At 74.8% G+C, this 18,938-nt stretch carries 16 protein-coding genes; 7 read left to right on the forward strand and 9 right to left on the reverse strand.

Translation table 11 applies throughout. The features are described from left to right. Positions 1-87 precede the first annotated feature (87 nt). From ATM99_RS02735 to ATM99_RS02745, 3 genes are all read left to right on the forward strand, one after another. Positions 88-924: a VTT domain-containing protein gene (locus ATM99_RS02735; protein WP_062101409.1), complete on the forward strand. Its 837-nt coding sequence runs from the start codon at positions 88-90 to the stop codon at positions 922-924. Continuing rightward, positions 921-1,694 (forward strand): HAD-IIA family hydrolase, encoded by a 774-nt coding sequence (locus ATM99_RS02740; RefSeq protein ID WP_062101410.1) that lies wholly within the window; start codon positions 921-923, stop codon positions 1,692-1,694. The genes ATM99_RS02735 and ATM99_RS02740 overlap by 4 nt, the downstream gene beginning before the upstream one ends. Positions 1,695-1,767: 73 nt before the next feature. After that, the gene (locus ATM99_RS02745) at positions 1,768-2,793 is read left to right on the forward strand and encodes an AAA family ATPase (RefSeq protein WP_062101411.1); all 1,026 of its coding nucleotides are present in this window, start codon (positions 1,768-1,770) and stop codon (positions 2,791-2,793) included. Between the two features lie 73 nt (positions 2,794-2,866). Here the strand turns inward: ATM99_RS02745 and ATM99_RS02750 are convergent, their stop codons facing one another. Further along, positions 2,867-4,138, reverse strand: coding sequence for an MFS transporter (locus tag ATM99_RS02750; protein ID WP_062101412.1), 1,272 nt, complete (start codon positions 4,136-4,138; stop codon positions 2,867-2,869). Between the two features lie 57 nt (positions 4,139-4,195). Next, positions 4,196-6,352 (reverse strand): glycoside hydrolase family 3 C-terminal domain-containing protein, encoded by a 2,157-nt coding sequence (locus ATM99_RS02755; RefSeq protein WP_223304774.1) that lies wholly within the window; start codon positions 6,350-6,352, stop codon positions 4,196-4,198. A gap of 129 nt (positions 6,353-6,481) precedes the next feature. On the opposite strand from ATM99_RS02755, the gene ATM99_RS02760 reads away from it, so the two are divergent. Beyond that, positions 6,482-7,114 (forward strand): TetR/AcrR family transcriptional regulator, encoded by a 633-nt coding sequence (locus ATM99_RS02760; protein WP_223304775.1) that lies wholly within the window; start codon positions 6,482-6,484, stop codon positions 7,112-7,114. 61 nt (positions 7,115-7,175) lie between these two features. On the opposite strand, the gene ATM99_RS02765 is transcribed toward ATM99_RS02760, so the two are convergent. The 4 genes from ATM99_RS02765 to ATM99_RS02780 form a co-directional block, all read right to left on the reverse strand. Then, positions 7,176-7,745, reverse strand: a complete 570-nt coding sequence (locus ATM99_RS02765; RefSeq protein ID WP_062101414.1) for a LemA family protein — start codon at positions 7,743-7,745, stop codon at positions 7,176-7,178. A gap of 88 nt (positions 7,746-7,833) precedes the next feature. After that, a complete protein-coding gene (locus tag ATM99_RS02770; RefSeq protein ID WP_062101415.1) occupies positions 7,834-8,658 on the reverse strand; it encodes a hypothetical protein in 825 nt (274 codons plus the stop codon). Positions 8,659-8,671: 13 nt separating this feature from the next. Beyond that, complete coding sequence (pyrE, locus tag ATM99_RS02775; protein WP_046529213.1) at positions 8,672-9,247, reverse strand: orotate phosphoribosyltransferase; 576 nt, start codon at positions 9,245-9,247, stop codon at positions 8,672-8,674. Positions 9,248-9,297: 50 nt separating this feature from the next. Beyond that, complete coding sequence (locus tag ATM99_RS02780) at positions 9,298-10,092, reverse strand: SDR family oxidoreductase (protein ID WP_062101416.1); 795 nt, start codon at positions 10,090-10,092, stop codon at positions 9,298-9,300. 123 nt (positions 10,093-10,215) lie between these two features. Here ATM99_RS02780 and recQ point away from each other — a divergent pair, with 123 nt between their 5' ends. Continuing rightward, positions 10,216-12,312 carry a DNA helicase RecQ gene (recQ, locus tag ATM99_RS02785; RefSeq protein ID WP_150118083.1) on the forward strand — a complete coding sequence of 699 codons (2,097 nt, stop codon included), beginning with the start codon at positions 10,216-10,218 and terminating at the stop codon, positions 12,310-12,312. A gap of 88 nt (positions 12,313-12,400) precedes the next feature. Here the strand turns inward: recQ and ATM99_RS02790 are convergent, their stop codons facing one another. Beyond that, entirely contained in the window at positions 12,401-13,447 is a 1,047-nt protein-coding gene (locus ATM99_RS02790; protein ID WP_062101417.1) for a LacI family DNA-binding transcriptional regulator, read from the reverse strand. A gap of 145 nt (positions 13,448-13,592) precedes the next feature. Here ATM99_RS02790 and manD point away from each other — a divergent pair, with 145 nt between their 5' ends. Both manD and ATM99_RS02800 read left to right on the forward strand, forming a co-directional pair. After that, positions 13,593-14,828, forward strand: coding sequence for a D-mannonate dehydratase ManD (gene manD / locus ATM99_RS02795; RefSeq protein WP_062101418.1), 1,236 nt, complete (start codon positions 13,593-13,595; stop codon positions 14,826-14,828). 5 nt (positions 14,829-14,833) lie between these two features. Beyond that, positions 14,834-16,891 (forward strand): alpha-glucuronidase, encoded by a 2,058-nt coding sequence (locus ATM99_RS02800; RefSeq protein WP_062101426.1) that lies wholly within the window; start codon positions 14,834-14,836, stop codon positions 16,889-16,891. Between the two features lie 48 nt (positions 16,892-16,939). Here ATM99_RS02800 and ATM99_RS02805 read toward each other — a convergent pair whose 3' ends face one another. Together ATM99_RS02805 and ATM99_RS02810 are read right to left on the reverse strand one after the other, a co-directional pair. After that, positions 16,940-18,241: an MFS transporter gene (locus ATM99_RS02805; RefSeq protein ID WP_150118084.1), complete on the reverse strand. Its 1,302-nt coding sequence runs from the start codon at positions 18,239-18,241 to the stop codon at positions 16,940-16,942. Positions 18,242-18,294: 53 nt separating this feature from the next. Continuing rightward, positions 18,295-18,938: cysteine hydrolase family protein (locus tag ATM99_RS02810; RefSeq protein WP_062101420.1), on the reverse strand; the 644-nt coding region annotated here is incomplete at its 5' end.

Here is an 18,938-nt window from a genome sequence, read left to right on the forward strand (position 1 = left end):
AGCCTACCCAGGGGCGCACGACGGGGTGCCGGACGGGGTGCCGGACGGCCCTCGGGCGGCGGACCCCGACGCCGTAGGCTGACCCGCATGTTGACGACGTCGGCGCTGGCCGCCGCACTGACGGCCGGCGGCCCGCTGCCGGCGCTCGGGCCGGACTTCCTGCAGGCCGACCACCTCATCGCGTCCTTCGGGACGGCCGCGCTCATCGGCATCGCCGCCGTGGTGTTCATCGAGACGGGCCTGCTGTTCCCGTTCCTGCCAGGCGACTCGTTGCTGTTCACCGCCGGTGCGCTCGTCGCGCAGGACTCGCTCAAGCTCAACATCTGGGTGCTGTGCCTGATGCTCTTCCTCGCGGCGTTCGCGGGTGACCAGGTCGCCTACGCGATCGGCCGCAAGCTCGGGCCGCGGGTGTTCAGCCGGCCCGACTCGCGGTTCTTCAAGCAGAAGTACATCGACCAGACGTACGCCTACTTCGACAAGTACGGCGGCCGGACCATCATCGTGGCGCGGTTCGTGCCGTTCGTGCGCACGTACGCCCCCGTCGCGGCGGGCGTCGGCAAGATGAGCTACCGGCACTTCGTGTCGTTCAACGTCATCGGCGCGCTGCTGTGGGGCGTCGGCGTGACCCTGCTCGGCTACCTGCTGGGCAACATCGCCTTCATCAAGGACAACATCGAGGCGCTGCTCGTCGTCATCGTGCTGGCGTCGCTGCTGCCCGTGGCGTTCGAGCTGTGGCGCGCGCGCCGCAACGAGAAGGCCGGCGCGACGGTCGAGGGCCGCGACCCCGCGTACGACGAGCCCGTCGAGCGCGCCGCCGTCGAGCGTGACGTGTTCGGTCAGGCGGCCACCGAGCCGCTCGCCGGGCAGGCCGGCACGCAGGTCGTGGACACCCCCGGGGACGACACGGGGCGGGACGCCCGATGACGCGCGAGATCCGCTCCTGGCTGTCCGACATGGACGGTGTGCTGGTGCACGAGAACCAGGCGCTGCCCGGCGCGGCCGAGTTCGTCGGCGCGCTGCAGTCCGCCGAGCGGCCGTTCCTCATCCTCACGAACAACTCGATCTACACGCCGCGCGACCTGCGCGCGCGCCTGGCCGCGACGGGCATCGAGGTGCCCGAGAAGGCGATCTGGACCTCGGCGCTGGCGACCGCGCAGTTCCTCACCGACCAGATGCCCGGCGGCTCGGCCTACGTCATCGGCGAGGCGGGGCTGACCACGGCGCTGTACGAGGCCGGGTACACGCTCACCGCGGCCCGCCCGGACTTCGTCGTGCTGGGCGAGACCCGCACGTACTCGTTCGAGGCGATCACCCAGGCGATCCGGCTGATCCAGGGCGGGGCGCGGTTCATCGCGACCAACCCCGACGTCACCGGTCCGAGCGCCGACGGCGACCTGCCCGCGACGGGCGCGGTGGCCGCGATGATCTCGGCCGCGACCGGGAGGAAGCCCTACTTCGTCGGCAAGCCCAACCCGATGATGATCCGCTCCGCGCTCAACCGCATCGACGCGCACTCCGAGACCACCGTGATGGTCGGCGACCGCATGGACACCGACGTGGTCGCCGGCATCGAGGCGGGTCTGCGCACGTACCTGGTGCTGACGGGGTCGACGCGCGCGACCGACGTCGACCGGTTCCCGTTCCGCCCGACCGCGGTGCTCGACTCGGTGCAGGACCTCGTCGGCCTGGTCTGATCCGACGCCCCGCGGGGCTCTGACGAGGCCGTTCGTCCCTCGTGGTGGCCCTGACGAGGGCGCACGCTGGGGTGTGCGCAACAACGAGCTGGCCCAGGTGCTGCGCGCGACCAACCCCTGGTGGTCGCGCCGACGCCGCGCGTCCTGGGTGCTCGACGACCCCGAGCTGACGGCGCGCGAGCGCCACGGGTGGGCGCTCGCGACGGCGACGTCGCGCACCGTGCTGGCCGACCTCGCGGCCGGCGTGCGCCCGGGCACCGTGACGCTCGTCGTCGGGCCGCGGGGCGTCGGCAAGACGACGGCCGTCAAGGACGTCGTGGCGCACCTGGTGGCGGACCCGGCCGTCGACCCGCGGCGCGTCGTGCTCGTGCCCGTGGAGCACCTCGACGAGGACGACCGGCCGCGCCGCATGGGCGGGGTCGACCTGGCCGCGGTGCTGCGGCTGCCGACGCGCACGGGGGCGCCCGCGTGCGACGGGCCGCGCGTGCTCGTCGTCGACGAGGTCGGCACCGTCTCGCGCTGGCCCGCGGCGGTCGCCGACGCCTGCCGTCGCGGCGACCAGGTGGTCGCCACGACGTCGGTGCTCGACCCCCGCGACCTCGCGGCGCTGCTCGCCGCGGTGCCGGAGGGTGCGCTGCACGTGCGGCACCTGCGCCCCGCGACGTTCGCCGAGGTGCTGATGGCCGAGCCGGCCGCGGACGCCGCGCAGGTGCGCGCGGGCTTCCTGCGGCACGGCGGGCTGCCACGCGCCATCGCCGAGCACCGCGACCTGGGCGACGTGTCGCACGAGCTCGTCGAGCGGGTCGCCGCGGGGCTGCACCACGACGTGTGCCGCGGCGAGGACCGCTGCCCGCTGGACCGGCTGCTCGCCGCCGTGTGCGCGACGACCGACCGGTTCGTCGAGCCCGCGGCGCTCGCGACGCACCTGGACCTGACGACGGGCGAGGTCGGCGTGCTGCTCGAGCGTCTCGAGCACGCGCACGCCCTCGACCCGCGTCGCGGCCTGGTGGACCCGCTGCTGCACCGTCTGCCGTCGCTGCTGGCACCCGAGCGGCACACGGCGCCCTCCGCGGCGCACATCGCGGCGTTCTCGCACTGACGCGCCGCACCGACGCCCGCACGGGGCGACGGGCGGCACCGGCCGGGACCGGCGCCGCCCGTGCCCTCGTGCGTCAGCGCGCCGAGCGGATCCGCAGCACGAGGAACGCGCCGAGCAGCGTCACGCCCGCGGCGATCGGGAACCCCGCGCCGTAGCCGCCGGTGACGCCGACGACGGCGCCCATGAGCACGGGCCCGAGGATCTGCCCCCCGGTGTTGGCCATGTTGAGGATGCCCAGGTCCTTGGCCGCAGCCTGCGGGTCGGGCAGCACGTCGTAGTTGAGCGCCTGGTCGACCGAGTTGAACACGCCCGACGCCAGGCCGAGGCTGACCGCGGCGAACACGACCATCGCGGCCGGCACGGGCCACACGAACGGCACGAGCAGGCCCACGGCCATGACGACCATCGCCCCGACGACGAGCACCTTGCGACGCCCGAGCCGGTCGGACACCGGCCCGGCGACCGCGCCGAACACGAGCGAGAGCACCAGCTGGACCAGCGCCATCGTCGCGATCATGGCGCCCGCGCCGTCGGCGTCCATCCCGAGGTGGTCGGTGAAGATGTAGAGCTGGTAGCCCGTGATCGAGAACATCGCGAGGACGAACAGCAGCTTGCCCGACATCGCGAGGTAGAAGTCGCGCGCACCGCGCCGCGGGAACGAGAAGTTGTCGAGCAGCATGGCCCTCGAGAACGCGGGCCGGGGCTCACCGGCGTTCGACCGGTCGGGCGCGAGCAGCGCAAGCACCGGACCGGCGAGGAGGATCGCGAACCCCATGACGCGGAACCCGGCGACGGGGTCGGTGACGAAGCGCGACGCGACGACGTTCGCGCCCGCCATGCCGACCATCATGCCGACGCCGTACACGGCGGAGTAGCTGCCGCGCAGCCGCTCGGGCACCCGGTCGGGGATCACCGCGACCATGGGCGCGACGATCGCGTTGAGGAACAGCTGGAACACGCACCAGGTCAGGACGAGCGCCGTGACGGACTCGGCGCGCGACAGCAGCAGGAACAGCAGGCACGTGGTGACCGAGCCGAGGACCATCCACGGCGCGCGCTTGCCGAAGCGTGACCGCGTGAGGTCGGACAGCGCGCCGAACAGGATGTTGGCGAGCAGCGCGACGACCGAGCCGACGATCGACAGCGTCGCGATCACCGCGACCTTGTTGTCGGGGGCGATCTGCTCGAGGCGCGCGGGGAGCAGCACCGTGATGCCCGCGACGTACGGGCCGATCCACAGCACGGCGCCGAGGACCAGCGCGGTGGCGAGCCGCACGTGGCCGCCGCGCGTGAGGGTGTCGAGCGACGACGCGGGAGCGTCGTCGGCGGGGAGGGTGGTGGACATCGTCGTCCGGCTTTCTCGAGGGCCCGACGCCCCAGGCGGGGGCGTCGGGCGGGTGGGTCAGGCGAGGGCGAGGGTGGTGACGACGGCGTCGGGATCGCCGGCGTGCGCGCCGACCTCGAGGCGCGCGTCGCCCGTGGGCGTCGTGAACGTGCGGGTCGCGCCGTCCCAGCGCTGCAGCGGTCGCAGCGAGAGCGGGACGGCGACGCGCCGCGTACCGCCCGCGGGGACCTCGACGGCCGCGAAGCCGACCAGGGCCCGCACGGGCTCGTCGGCGTGGGTCGCGTAGACCTGCACGACGTGCCGCCCGTCGCGCCCGCCGGTGTTGGTGACCGTCACGTCGACCTGCGCGCTCTCGACGCCCGTGCGGCGCGCGACCGGGTCGCCGAGCGTGAACGTCGTGTACGACAGACCGAACCCGAGCGGGTACGCGGCGGGCACGCCGTCGCGGTCGAGCAGGCGCTGGCCGTGCCAGGCGTCGTACGTGACGGCCGTGGCGTCGCGGTCGAACGGCGGCAGGTGGTCCTGCGAGGTCGGCATGCTGAACGGCAGCCGCCCGGCGGCGTCGACGTGCCCGAGCAGGACGTCGGCGAGGGCGTGCCCGCCCTCCATGCCCGCGTACCAGGACATGACGAGCCCGGGCACGTGGTGCCGCCAGGACTCGGTGAGCACGGCACCCGCGGCGACGACCGCGACGACCGTGCGCGGCGTCGCCGCGGCGACGGCGCGCACGATCTCCTCGTCGACGGGACGCAGCGTGAGGCGCTCGCGGTCGCCGCCCGCGCCGAGCGAGGACTCCCCCGCGGCGGCGACGTGCGTCGCCGCCGTGCCGTCGGGCAGCGGCGGGTACAGGGCCGTGATCTCAGGGCGCGCCATCGCGGAGGCGTCGGTGAACTCGCCCTCGTCGTCGGCGGTGTAGCCGACGACGACGACCGCGGCGTCGCACGTCGCGGCGACCGCGGCGGCGGCCCGCGGGTCGTCCTCGGGCACGTGCACGACCTCGGTGCCGGGCAGCGCCGCGCGCAGGCCGGCGAGGGCCGTGACGACCTCGGGTGCCCGCACGTCGGACGACCCGTGGTCGCCGGTGTTCGCGACGTCGGACAGCCGGCCGACGACCGCGAGCCGCCGCAGCGACCCGGGCGCGAACGGCAGCACGGGCGTGCCGTCGACCGGCTCGTTGCGCAGCAGCACCACGGCGCGGGCGGCGGCCTCGCGCGCCAGGGCGCGGTGCTCGGGGCTCGCGACGACGTCGAGCGACGGGCGCGGCGCGTCGTGCTCGGCGTCGAACCGCAGCTGCGTCGCGATCACGCGCTCGCCCGAGCGGCGCACGGCGTCCCACGACGTCGCGCCGTCGGCGATCTGCTGCGGCAGGTGCTGCGCGCGCTGCTGCCGGAACGGCTCCTCGACGTCGAGACCGGCCTCGAGGGACGCGGCGGCGTCGCGCAGGCCGAAGATGAAGTCGGAGACGGTCACGCCCTCGAAGCCCCAGTCGCCGCGCAGCACGTCGGTGAGCAGCTCGGGGTGCTGGCCGGCCCACTCGCCGTTGACGGAGTTGTAGGCCGACATGATGCCGTCGACGCCCTCCTCGACGACGCGGCGGAAGTGCGGCAGGTAGACCTCGTGCAGCACGTCCTGCGCGCACGTGACGTCGACCGTGAAGCGCGCGTTCTCCATCGAGTTGAGCGCGTAGTGCTTGGCGCAGGCCATGACGTGGCGGCGCACGCCGCGCGTGAGCGCGGCGCCGAGCTCGCCGAGCAGCAGCGGGTCCTCGCCGTAGGTCTCCTGCGCGCGGCCCCACGCGGGGTGGCGCGGCAGGTTGATGCAGACGCCCGCGAAGAAGTTGCCGTCCTGCGCGGCGACCTCGGCGCCGATCGCGGCGCCGACGCGCTCCTCGAGCTCGGGGTCCCACGTGGCGCCGCGCGCCATCGAGACGGGGAACGCGGTCGAGCGGCCCATGACGACGCCGCGCGGGCCGTCGCTGAACCGCAGGCCTGGGATGCCGAGGCGCGGGACCTCGCCGTGCACGAGCGGCCGGGTGTTGTAGCCGACCTGCATCATCTCGGTCATGCCGGGCCAGAACTCCTGGTCGCCGTCGAGCAGGCCGAGGCGCTCGTCGTCGGTGAGCAGGTCGTACAGCGCGCGGGCGGCGTCGGACGCGGGCGTGCCGGCACGGACGGCGGCGACGGCCTCGGGGTAGGTCGTGATGACGGGTGACACCGGTGTCTCCTCACTCGCGGTGACGACGACGTCACCGCTAACTAGTACCTAGTAGGTACTCAGTGAAGCACCGCGGCCGCGACCCGGGAAGCGGGCTCCCCCGAACGGGTGGCGTGAGAGCATCGGGACGTGCCCGCCGCCCGCCCCCGCCCGCGCGTCCGCATGGACGGTCCGCGCCGGCGGGACCAGATCCTCGCCGCCGCGACCGCGCTCATCTCCGAACGGGGCTACTGGGGGCTGTCCACGCAGGACGTCGCCGACGCGTGCGAGATGACCGTGCCCGGCGTGCTGCACCACGTCGGATCCAAGACCGGCCTGCTCGTCGCCGTGCTCGAGCGCCGCGACGAGCTCGACGCCGTCGCGCTCGCCGACCGCCTCGGCGTCCCCCACGGCCCGGGGCGCGGCATCTGGGGCACCGACCTGTTCACCGCCGCGGGCGTCACGCTCGACGTGCTGTGCGACCAGCTCGTCCAGCACAACGCGACCCAGCCCGAGGTCGTGCGCCTCTACGCCGTGCTCGAGGCCGAGTCCCTCACGCCCGACCACCCCGCGCACGCGTACTTCGCCGACCGGCAGCGCACCGCGCTCACGGCGCTCGCCGCCGTCGTGCCCCCTCCGCACGACCCGGACCACCTCGCGAGCGTCGCGCTCGGCCTCATGGACGGCCTGCAGCTCCAGTGGCTGCGCGACCCGGCCACGTCCCTCGTCGACCGCTGGCGCGCCGCCGTCGCCGACGTCCCCGGGCTGCGCGCCCCCGCCTGACCCGCACGCGACGAGGCCCCGGTGACGTGCGCGTCACCGGGGCCCCGTCGAGCGGCGTGCGTCAGAAGCTGACCGACGGCGCCTGCCGGATCTGCGGGTCGTCGACCTCGAAGTACTCGGCGCGCGTGAACCCGAACATGTTCGCGATCACGTTGGCCGGGAACGTCTCGACCTTGGTGTTGAGCTCGCGGACGTTCGCGTTGTAGAACCGGCGGCCCGCGGCGATGCGGTCCTCGGTGTTGGCGAGCTCGGCCTGCAGCTGCTGGAAGTTCTCGCTCGCACGCAGCACCGGGTAGTTCTCGGCAACCGCGAGCAGGCGACCCAGCGCCTGGTTGAGGACGTTCTCCTGCACGGCCTGCTCGGCGGGGCCGGCGGCAGGCCCGGCAGCGGCGGCACGGGCCCGCGTCACCTCGTCGAACACGCCGCGCTCGTGCGCCGCGTAGCCCTTGACGCTCTCGACGAGGTTGGGGATCAGGTCGTGCCGGCGGTGCAGCTCGACGTCGATCTGCCGCCAGGACTCCTGCACGAGGTTCCGCAGCCGGACGAAGCCGTTGTACTGCGCGATCGCCCACAGCAGCACGATCACGACGAGCGCGACGACGACGAGGACGGCGATGATGCCACCGGTCACGAGGGATCCTCCAGGGTTCGGGACGTCCAGCGATCGTAGCGACAGCGGCACCGTCGCCGCGCGGCCCGCGCACCGACGAGCGGCGACGTCACCCGGTGCGCGCACCCCACGGCGCCCACTGCCGCGCCCGGTCCCCCGGCGGCCCGTCGGTCACCGGGTCGTAGCCGTGGTCCTGCCAGACGTGCCGCGGGATCCCGCGGACGACGGTCGAGAGCACGCCCAGGCGGGGGGCGATCCGCGCGGTGTCGGTGTCCCCGGTCTCCCACGACAGCAGCCACGGGCCCTCGATGCGCCACGACAGCCCGAGCGCGTCGGGCTGCAGGAGCCGCTCGAGCGTGCGCGGGTGCAGCACCGCGTGCGCGGTCCGCGCGTCCGGGGCGTCGACCCGGTACGCGTCGTTGAACGCGGCGGACTCGAGCTGCAGGTCGCGCGCGCCGAACGCCTTCGCGAGCCGTGCGCCGACACCCTCGGGCGTCACGTCGAGCGTCGGCAGGTACGCGGGGAGCGCGAACCCGACGACGTGCACGCGGGACGTGCGCCGTTCGTCGCCCGAGCCCGTCGTCCACTCGTACGTGAACGACACCGCCGGCAGCCCCTCGAACGTGCCGGTCATCACGTGGTAGACCCGCCGGCCGCTGCCCTGGTCGAAGGGCCGGGCGGTGTGCACGCGCGCGAGGCCCACGCCCGGGTCGCCACCGACGTACTCCCAGCCCGCGGCGTGCGCCCACGCGGTCAGCTCCTGACGGCGGCGCGCGTGCCACCACCGGGCGCCGAGGGTGAACACGGCCATGGCGACCGCGACGAACGCCACCGAGCCGCCGTCGGGCATCGGGAACCCCATGAGCCGGCCGACGACGATGCAGGCCACGAACCCGAGCACGAGGAACGCCCAGGTCGGGATCCCGCGTCGCACCGTGCGCCGCCCCTCAGGCCAGGCCGAGGTCGGCCAGCCCGAACAGGTGGTGGTAGGGCACGCCCAGCGCCTCGATCGCCTCGCGCGCGCCCGTGCCGCGGTCGACGATCGTCGCGACGCCCACGACCTCGCCGCCGGCCTCGCGCACGGCCTGCACCGCCGCGATGGGCGAGCCGCCCGTGGTCGACGTGTCCTCGACGACCACGACGCGCCGGCCCGCGACGTCGGGACCCTCGATGCGGCGCTGCATGCCGTGCGCCTTGGCCTCCTTGCGGACGACGAACGCGTCGAGGTCCTGGCCGCGGGACGCGGCCGCGTGCAGCAGCGACGTCGCGACGGGGTCGGCGCCGAGCGTCAGCCCGCCGACCGCGTCGATCTCGGCCGTGCCGAGCCCCGCCTCCTCGAGCAGGTCGAGCAGCAGGTGCCCGATCAGCGGGGCCGCGCGGTGGTGCAGCGTCGCGCGGCGCAGGTCGACGTAGTAGTCGGCCTCCTTGCCGGACGACAGCGTCACGCGGCCGTGCACGACGGCCAGCTCGACGATGAGGTCCCGCAGCTGCTCGCGCGGGGTGGACGTCAGGTCGCTGCTCACGGCCGACAGACTAGCGACGGCCGTGCCCGGTACGGGCGACCCGTCACGGCTCAGGCGCCGTCGCGGCCCTCGATCGCCTCGTCGAGCAGCGCGCGCCGGTACCCGCCGAACGCGCGCACGGCCGAGCGCGGCGCGATCCGCAGCAGCGCCGACGCGGCCTTGTAGCGCAGGCTCGGCGTCGAGATGACGACGCCGCGTCGCACGTCGGCGAGCGCGGACGCGACCACGTCCTCGGCGTCGAGCCAGCCGAGCTCCGGGTAGTGGGCGGTGTCGATGCGACCGCGCTCGTGGAACTCGGTGTGCGTGAAGCCGGGGCACACGACCGTCGCCGTGACCCCCGTGCCCTTGAGCTCGACCGCGAGCGCCTCGGTGAACGTGCGCACCCACGCCTTGTGCGCCGAGTACGTGCCCGACGCGATGAGGCCCGCGACCGAGCCGACGTTGAGGATCGCGCCGCGACCGCGCGCGACCATCGCGCCCGCGGCGGCGTGCGAGAGCACCATGACGCCGCGGACCATGAGGTCGAGGGCGCGCAGCTCGGCGTCGAGGTCGCCGTCGACGAAGTGCTGGTTGAGCCCGAGCCCCGCGTTGTTGACGAGCAGGCCGACCGGTCGCTCGTCCGTCCGCAGCCGCTCGGCGACGCGCTCGACGTCCTCGGGGACGGTGAGGTCGGCGGGCAGGACCTCGGCGCGCACGCCGGCGGCCGCCTCGAGCTGCTGCGCCAGGCGCGTGAGCCGCTCCTCGTCGCGCGCCACGAGGACGACGTCGTGCCGGGCCGTGGCGAGCTGCCAGGCGAACTCCAGACCGAGGCCGGCGCTCGCGCCGGTGACCAGTGCGGTTCCCATGACGCCAGCCTACGGATCGGTCGGGCGCCGCGTCGCGCGAAGCGGCGGACGCGTGCGAGGGTCCCGTCCACAGCCGGCCCGGACCACCGGCCGTCGGTGGGTGGCGGCTCGTAGGGTGGGCGGGTGCTGCCGGACCCCTCGCCCCGCCCGACGCGCCGCGACCGCGCGGACCGGAACGCCGACGTGCCCGCGACCCCCGCCGAGCCGCCGCCCGACGCCGCGTGGGACGACGTGCCCGCCGAGCCGTGGTGGGACGAGGCGCCGCCGCCGGACGACGCACCCCCGGACGACGCGCCGTGGGGCGAGGACCCGTGGGCGTCGGGCCCACCTGACGCCGGGGCCGGACGGCCGCGTGCGCACCGCCCGCGCAGCACCGCGTCGGGCCGGCCCGCGCCGTCGCACGGCACGCCGGCCGAGGTGCTGCACCGCGTGTGGGGGTACGACGCGTTCCGCGGCGACCAGGCCGCGGTCGTCGACACCGTGGTCGCGGGCGGGGACGCGGTGGTCCTCATGCCCACGGGCGGCGGCAAGTCGCTGTGCTACCAGGTGCCCGCGCTCGTGCGCGAGGGCACGGGCGTCGTCGTGTCGCCGCTCATCGCGCTCATGCAGGACCAGGTGGACGCGCTGTCGGCGCTCGGCGTGCGGGCGGGGTTCCTCAACTCGACGCAGGAGCGCGACCAGCGCCGCGCGGTCGAGGACGCGTTCCTCGCGGGCGAGCTCGACCTGCTGTACCTCGCACCCGAGCGGCTGCGCGTGCCCGAGACGCTCGACCTGCTGGACCGCGGCCACGTCGCGCTGTTCGCGATCGACGAGGCGCACTGCGTGTCGCAGTGGGGGCACGACTTCCGGCCCGACTACCTCGCACTGTCGCTGCTGCACGAGCGGTGGCCCGGCGTGCCGCGCGTCGCGCTCACCGCGACCGCGACGCGCGCGACGCACCGCGAGATCTGCGAGCGCCTGCAGCTCACCGACGCGGCGCAGTTCGTCGCGAGCTTCGACCGGCCCAACATCCGGTACCGGATCGTGCCGAAGGACAACCCGCGCGCGCAGCTGCTGCACCTGCTGCGCACCGAGCACGAGGGCGACTCGGGCATCGTCTACTGCCTGTCGCGCGCGTCGGTCGAGCAGACCGCCGCCGCGCTGGTCGACGCGGGCGTGCACGCGCTGCCGTACCACGCGGGCCTCGACCGCCGCGTGCGCGCCGAGAACCAGTCGCGGTTCCTGCGCGACGACGGCGTCGTCATGGTCGCGACCATCGCGTTCGGCATGGGCATCGACAAGCCCGACGTGCGTTTCGTCGCGCACCTCGACCTGCCCAAGTCGGTCGAGGGCTACTACCAGGAGACGGGGCGCGCGGGACGCGACGGCCTGCCGTCGACCGCGTGGCTCGCGTACGGGCTCGCGGACGTCGTGCAGCAGCGCCGCATGATCGACACGTCCGAGGGGGACGCGGCCCACCGGCGGCGCCTCACGCAGCACCTCGACGCGATGCTCGCGCTGTGCGAGACGGTCGACTGCCGGCGCGTGCAGCTGCTCGCGTACTTCGGGCAGGAGTCCGACGGGCCGTGCGGCAACTGCGACACGTGCCTCGAGCCGCCGCAGTCGTGGGACGGCACCGTCCCGGCGCAGAAGCTCCTGTCGACGGTCGTGCGGCTCGACCAGCGGGGGCAGCGCTACGGCGTCGGGCACCTCGTGGACATCCTGCGCGGCAAGGCGACGCCGCGCGTGCAGCAGCTCGGGCACGACGCGCTGTCGACGTTCGGCATCGGGCAGGACCTGTCGGACGGCGAGTGGCGCGGCGTCGTGCGTCAGCTGCTCGCGGCCGAGCTGCTCGCGGTCGACACCGACGGCTACGGCACGATCCGGCTCACCGAGGCGTCCGGCGCGGTGCTGCGCGGCGAGCGCGAGGTCCGGCTGCGCCGCGAGCCCGAGCGCACGGGGCGCACGTCGCGCGGCTCGCGCGGGGGACGCCCGGCAGCCGCCGCCGACCTCGACGCGGACGCCGCGGCGCTGTTCGAGGCGCTGCGCGCGTGGCGCGCCGCCGCCGCGAAGGAGCAGGGCGTGCCCGCGTACGTCGTGTTCCACGACGCGACGCTGCGCGAGATCGCGACGCGCCGGCCGTCGAGCCGTACGGAGCTCGGCACGATCAGCGGGGTCGGTGCGGCCAAGCTCGACCGGTACGCCGAGGGGGTCCTGGCGGCGCTGTCCCCGCGGGGCTGAGGACCCGCCGCCGCGTCGACGGCCGGCGACGCGGCGGTCCGTCGCGACGCGGCCCCGTGCCCCGTGCCCCGCGCGACCCGGCGGGCGCTCAGGCGGTCGGGCGCCCCGTCGACGCGCGCTGCACGAGGTCGGTCGGCATGAGCACGGGCTCGGCGGTCACGGCACCCTCGGCGTCGTCCTGCGCGTCGCCGTCCGCGTCGTCGGCGCCGTTGCCGTCCCCGTCGAGCCGCGCCAGCAGCAGGTCCGCGGCCATGCGCCCGGCGCGCTCGACGGGCGAACGCACGGTGGTCAGCGCCGGACGGACGAGGTCCGAGCCGAAGATGTCGTCGCACCCCGTGACGCTGATGCGCCCGGGCACGTCGACGCCGACCGCGTCGAGCCGCTCGAGGATGCCGAACGCGAGCAGGTCGTTGAACGCCATGACGGCGGTGACGCCGGCCGCGAGCGCGGCGTCGGCCGCGGCGGGCCCGGAGTCGCGCACGGGCGAGTACGGGCCGTGCACGACGAGCTCGATGCCGAGCCGCTCGGCCGCGGGCACGAGCGCCTCGCGGCGGCGCCTGTCGGACCACGAGGTCGCGGGGCCGCCCGCGTAGGCGATGCGCGTGTGCCCGAGGGCGGCGAGGTGCTCGATGGCCTGCACCATGCCGCCGGCGGTGTCGAGCAGCACGCCCGGGATCCCCGGGATCGTGCGGTTGACGACGACGAGCGCGAGGTCGGCCGCGGCCGCGGCGATCTGCTCGTCGGTGAGACGCGAGGCGGCGAGCACGGCGCCGTCGACCTGGCCGCGCAGCTTGCGCAGCGTGTCGGCCTCGACCTCGACCGACTCCTCCGTGTCCGCGAGCACCTGCACGTACCCGGACTCGCGCAGCCGCGCGGACGTGCCGCGGACGAGGCCGAAGAACACGGGGTTGGTGACGTCGGGGAGCACGAGCGCGACGGTCGAGGTGCGGCCGGACAGCAGCGCGCGGGCGGACGCGCTCGGGATGTAGCCGAGCTCCTTGGCCACGGCCATGACGCGCTCGGCCGTGTCGGCGTTCACCCGGCCGGGTCGGGTCAGCGCCCGCGAGGCGGTCGAGACGGCGACCCCTGCGGCCGCGGCGATGTCACGCAACGTGGGCTGGCGCCGGACGGCCATGCACCCTCCCGGTGTGCTCGTCGGAGCCCGTGCGACGGTGCGCGGGACCGTTCTTGCTGGCAAACGATTGCCAGCCTACCGTGTCGAGGCCTAGTCTCACCAGTGCCCGCCGCGACGTCGCGGACGGGCGGAAGGAGCCATCCCGATGTCCGGCACCGCCATCCGCACCGCCGAGGTGCTGGTGTCCAGCCCAGGCCGCAACTTCGTCACCCTTCGCGTCGTCACCGAGGACGGCGTGGTCGGCCTGGGGGACGCGACGCTCAACGGACGCGAGCTGTCCGTCGCGAGCTACCTCACCGACCACGTGGTCCCTCTCCTCATCGGCAGGGACGCGCACAAGATCGAGGACACCTGGCAGTTCCTCTACCGCTCGGCGTACTGGCGCCGAGGTCCCGTGACGATGGCCGCGATCGCCGCGGTCGACGTCGCGCTGTGGGACATCAAGGCCAAGATCGCCGGGCTGCCGCTGTACCAGCTGCTCGGTGGCGCGTCGCGCAACGGTCTCATGGCGTACGGGCACGCGTCCGGCCGTGACCTGCCCGAGCTGTTCGACTCGATCCGCGAGCACCTCGACGCGGGCTTCCGCTCGATCCGCGTGCAGACGTCCGTGCCCGGCATCGACGCCGTGTACGGGGTCGCCGCGCAGCCGTCGTCGTCGGGCCGGTACGACTACGAGCCCGCGCAGCGCGCGCCCCTGCCCGCCGAGGAGGACTGGGACACGCGCGCCTACCTGCGGCACATCCCGCAGGTCTTCGAGGCCGTGCGCAACGAGTTCGGCCCCGAGCTGCCGCTGCTGCACGACGGCCACCACCGCATGACGCCCATCCAGGCCGCGCGCCTCGGCAAGGACCTCGAGCCGTACGACCTGTTCTGGCTCGAGGACTGCACGCCCGCCGAGAACCAGGACGCGCTGCGGCTGGTGCGCCACCACACGACGACGCCGCTCGCGATCGGCGAGGTGTTCAACACCGTCTGGGACTACCAGACGCTGATCCGCGAGCAGCTCATCGACTACGTGCGCTCGGCCGTCACGCACACCGGCGGCATCAGCGCGCTGCGTCGCATCTTCGACTACGCCGCGCAGTACCAGATCAAGTCCGGCATCCACGGGCCCACCGACATCTCGCCCGTCGGCATGGCCGCCGCGCTGCACCTGGACCTCGCGATCCACAACTTCGGGATCCAGGAGTACATGCAGCACTCGGCGACGACGCACGAGGTCTTCCAGACCTCGTTCACGTTCGAGGACGGGTACCTGCACCCCGGCGACCAGCCCGGACTGGGCGTCGAGCACGACGACGAGGCGGCCTCGCGCCACCCGTACCAGGCGGCGTACCTGCCGTTCAACCGACTCAAGGACGGGACGGTGCACGACTGGTGACCGCCATGACCGACCGCACCACCGGCCCCCCGCCCGTCCACCCCGCGTGGCTGCCCGACGCGGCGTTCGCGCCCGTCGGCTCGCGACGCGTGCTCGTCGCCCCCGGACCCGACGCGGGCCCGGTCGGCGAGACCGTCGTCGCCGAGCTGCGGCGCGCGACCGCCGCGCACGGGGGTGCGCTCACCGTGCTCGCTCCGGACGACACCGCGGGCGATCGGCACCACGACCTCGTGCTCGGTGTCGTCGCCGACGGGACCCAGCACCCCGAGGGGTTCACCCGCCGGCGCTCGGGAGGTGTCACGACCGTCGTCGCCGGCGGCGCCGCGGGCCTGCTCTACGGCCTGCACGACGTCGTCCGCCTCGGCGAGCGCGCGTTCGGCGACGACCACGCGCCCGTCGTCGAGGCGCCCGTCGCACCCGTCCGCATGCTCGACCACTGGGACAACATCGACGTGCACCCCGTCATGGGGCAGGTCGAGCGCGGGTACGCGGGCGGGTCGATCTTCTACGCGGACGGCCGCGTGCGCGACGACCTGTCCCGCGTGGCCGACTACGCGCGGCTGCTCGGGTCGATCGGCGTCAACGCCGTCGCGATCAACAACGTCAACGTGCACGCCACCGAGGCGCGGCTGCTGACGGACGGGCTCGCGGACGTCGCGCGCGTCGCCGACGTGTTCCGCCCGCACGGCGTGCGCACGTACCTGTCGGTGTCGTTCGGGTCGCCCATGCGCCTGGGCGGGCTGGCGACGAACGACCCGCTGGACCCCGACGTGCAGGCGTGGTGGGCCGCGACGGCCGACCGCGTGTGGGCGGCGATCCCGGACTTCGGCGGGTTCGTCGTCAAGGCGGACTCCGAGGGGCAGCCGGGCCCGTTCGCGTACGGGCGGGACCACGCCGACGGCGCGAACCTGCTGGCCCGCGCGGTCGCGCCGCACGGCGGCACGGTGTTCTGGCGCGCGTTCGTCTACAACCACGAGCAGGACTGGCGCGACCGGCGCACCGACCGCGCGCGTGCGGCGTACGACCACTTCGCGCCGCTCGACGGCCGGTTCGACGACAACGTCGTGCTGCAGGTGAAGTACGGGCCGCTGGACTTCCAGGTGCGCGAGGCCGTGTCCCCCGTGATCGCGGCGATGCCGCGCACGCGGGTCGCGGTCGAGCTGCAGGTGACGCAGGAGTACACGGGCCACCAGAAGCACGTGTGCTACCTGGGCCCGCTGTGGTCCGACGTGCTGGGCTTCCCGCTCGCGGAGGACGCGACCCGCACGGTCGCCGAGATCGCGTCGGGCCTGCCCGGCCCCCGGACGCCCGAGGGCGCCGAGCTGCAGGCCGGCGGCATCACGGCCGTGTCCAACGTCGGCGACGACGAGTTCTGGACGGGGCACCCGCTCGCGCAGGCCAACCTGTACGCGTACGGGCGCCTGGCCTGGGACCCGTCGGCGGACCCGGTCGCGCTGCTCGACGAGTGGCTGGACCTCACGTTCCCCGGCGCGGACCCGCGCGTGCGCGAGACCCTGCACGCGTTCATGGACGGCTCGTGGCTCACGTACGAGAAGTACACCGCGCCGCTCGGCGTGTGCTTCATGGTCGACCCGCTGCGCGGCCACTACGGGCCCAACGTCGACGGGTACGAGTACTCCAAGTGGGGCACGTACCACTTCGCCGACCGCGACGGGATCGGCGTGGACCGCACGGTCGCGACGGGCACCGGGTTCACGGGTCAGTACCAGGCGCCGTGGGACGCGGTGTACGAGGACCTCGCGACGTGCCCCGACGAGCTGCTGCTGTTCTTCCACCACGTGCCGTACCAGCACGTGCTGAAGAGCGGCACGACCGTCATCCAGCACATCTACGACACGCGCGCCGACGCGGTCGACGTCGTCGAGTCGTGGGTGTCGCGCTGGGAGGCCCTGCGCGGGCTCGTCGACGACCGTCTGCACGCGCGCGTCGCCGAGCGGCTCGCCGAGCAGGTGCGCTCGGCCACCGAGTGGCGCGACCAGGTGCGGACGTACTTCTTCCGCAAGTCCGGCGTGCCCGACGCGAGCGGTCGCCCGATCTACTGACGCCGCCGACCACGCGTGAGGGGTGCCGTCGCTCGCCGACGGCACCCCTCACGCCGTGTCGGGGACCGTCACGGCCGCCGGTGCGGCGGGCGCCCGGCCGGGTTCCTGGCGCGGGGCGGCCGGGGGCACGACGGCGCCCGGGGCCGACGGCACCGTCGTCGACCGCGCCGCGCGGTGCAGCGCCCACGTGCTCGCGACCGACGTCACGAGCAGCGCACCCCCCACCACGCCGAACGCGCCGACGAGCGGCACGACCCCGCTGAGCAGCCCGAACGCCGCGGGGTTGGCGAGCTGCGCGCCCCGGTTGGCGGTCGAGCGCAGCCCCGACGCGAGGCCACGGCGGTCCGCGGGCGTGTGGTCGGCCATGAGTGCGAGCGTCAGCGGCTGCGCGAACCCGAGCGCGAACCCGTTGACCGCGGCCAGCACGGCCAGCAGCCACGGCACGGGCGGCACGAACGCGACGGCGACGACCGACACCGACGACACCACGAGCACGAGCCCGACCGTCGTCGACTCGCGCAGCCGTGCCATCGCGAGCGGGAAGAACGGCCGCGACACGAACGCTGCCGCCGCGGCGACCGACAGCAGCAGGCCCACCTGCCACTGCGGCACGCCCGCCTGGCCCAGCACCAGCGGGTGGTAGGCGGTGCGGATGTCGAGCACGACGAGCGCCGCGAAGCTCACGACGAGCGTCGTCGCGACCGCGGGCACGCGCACCATCGCGGCGGCGTCGCGGAACGAGCGCAGCACGGGCACGGGCGCGGGTCCACGGGTGGGCCGCTCGACGCGCACCGCGAGCCCCAGCCCGACCAGCACGAGCGACAGCGCCGTGTAGACCACGAAGCTCGCGGCGTACCCGCCGACCTCGGCGACGCCCGTGCCGAGCGCGGGGCCGACCGCCTGCCCGGCGGCGAGGAACAGCGAGAACGTCGCGAGCCGCGCGTTGCGCGCACGCGGCGCCTCGTCGGCGGCCTGCGGCAGGGTCGCCACGGTCTGCAGGCTGACCCACACCGCGAGCGTCCCGACGCCGATCACGGCCTGGCTCGCGACGACGCCCGGCAGCCCGAGCGGCAGCACCAGCACGCCGCCGCCGACCGCCATGGTCGCGCCGCCGACGACGAGCAGCGTGCGCACGCCCCACCGGTCGGTCAGCGCACCGAGCGGGATCGCGAGCAGCGTCGGCAGGATCGCGAACGACGCGAGCGCGAGGCTCGCCTGCTGCTCGCTGCCGCCGCCGGCCAGCACGTACGGACCGATCAGCGGGCGGAGCATGGTGTGCGCCGCCCAGTAGGTCACGCCGAGCACCGCGAGCAGCACCGTGGCCGACCGGCCGGCGCGCGCGGGGCGCACCGGCCGGTCCGTGCCCGGGCGCCGGGGGCGCCGGCCGCGGGCGCGTCCCGTGCTCACGCGGCGCGGGAGAGCGCGGACCACGTCGCGCCGATCTCCTCGCTCGTGGCGACGACGCCGAAGTACTGCTCGACGTTCGCGACCGTGGCCGCGTGCGCCTCGGCCTCGAAGCTCGCGGCGCAGTCCTCGACGAGCGTCACGCGGTACTCAGCGAACAGCCCGTCGCGCAGCGTCGACTCGACGCACACGTTGGTCGAGACGCCCGTGAGCAGCAGCGAGTCGACGCCCGCGCTGCGCAGGACGACGTCGAGGTTCGTGCCGGCGAACGCCGAGTACCGGTGCTTGACCACGACGGGCTCGCCGGGCTGCGGCGCGACCCGGTAGAACTCGGCGCCCCACGTGCCGGTCGCGCACGTCGCGACGGGCGTCGGCGCACCGGGCACCGGGTCGCCGCGGCGCGCGAGCCACGCCGGGGAGTTCGTGGTGGCGTCGTGCGTCGTCTGGATGAACACGACGAGCACGCCGGCCGCGCGGGCCGCGTCGAGGAACCGCTCGAGCCGCGGCACCATCGCGACCGCGCCGGCCACGTCGCTGCCGCGCTGCGCGCACGCACCGGCGGGGTCGCAGAAGTCGTTCTGCACGTCGACCACGACGACGGCGGCCGTGCCGGGCGTGAAGCGGGAGGTGGGGTACGTCATGG

This window comes from Cellulomonas sp. B6 (assembly GCF_001462455.1).
GTDB lineage: Bacteria > Actinomycetota > Actinomycetes > Actinomycetales > Cellulomonadaceae > Cellulomonas.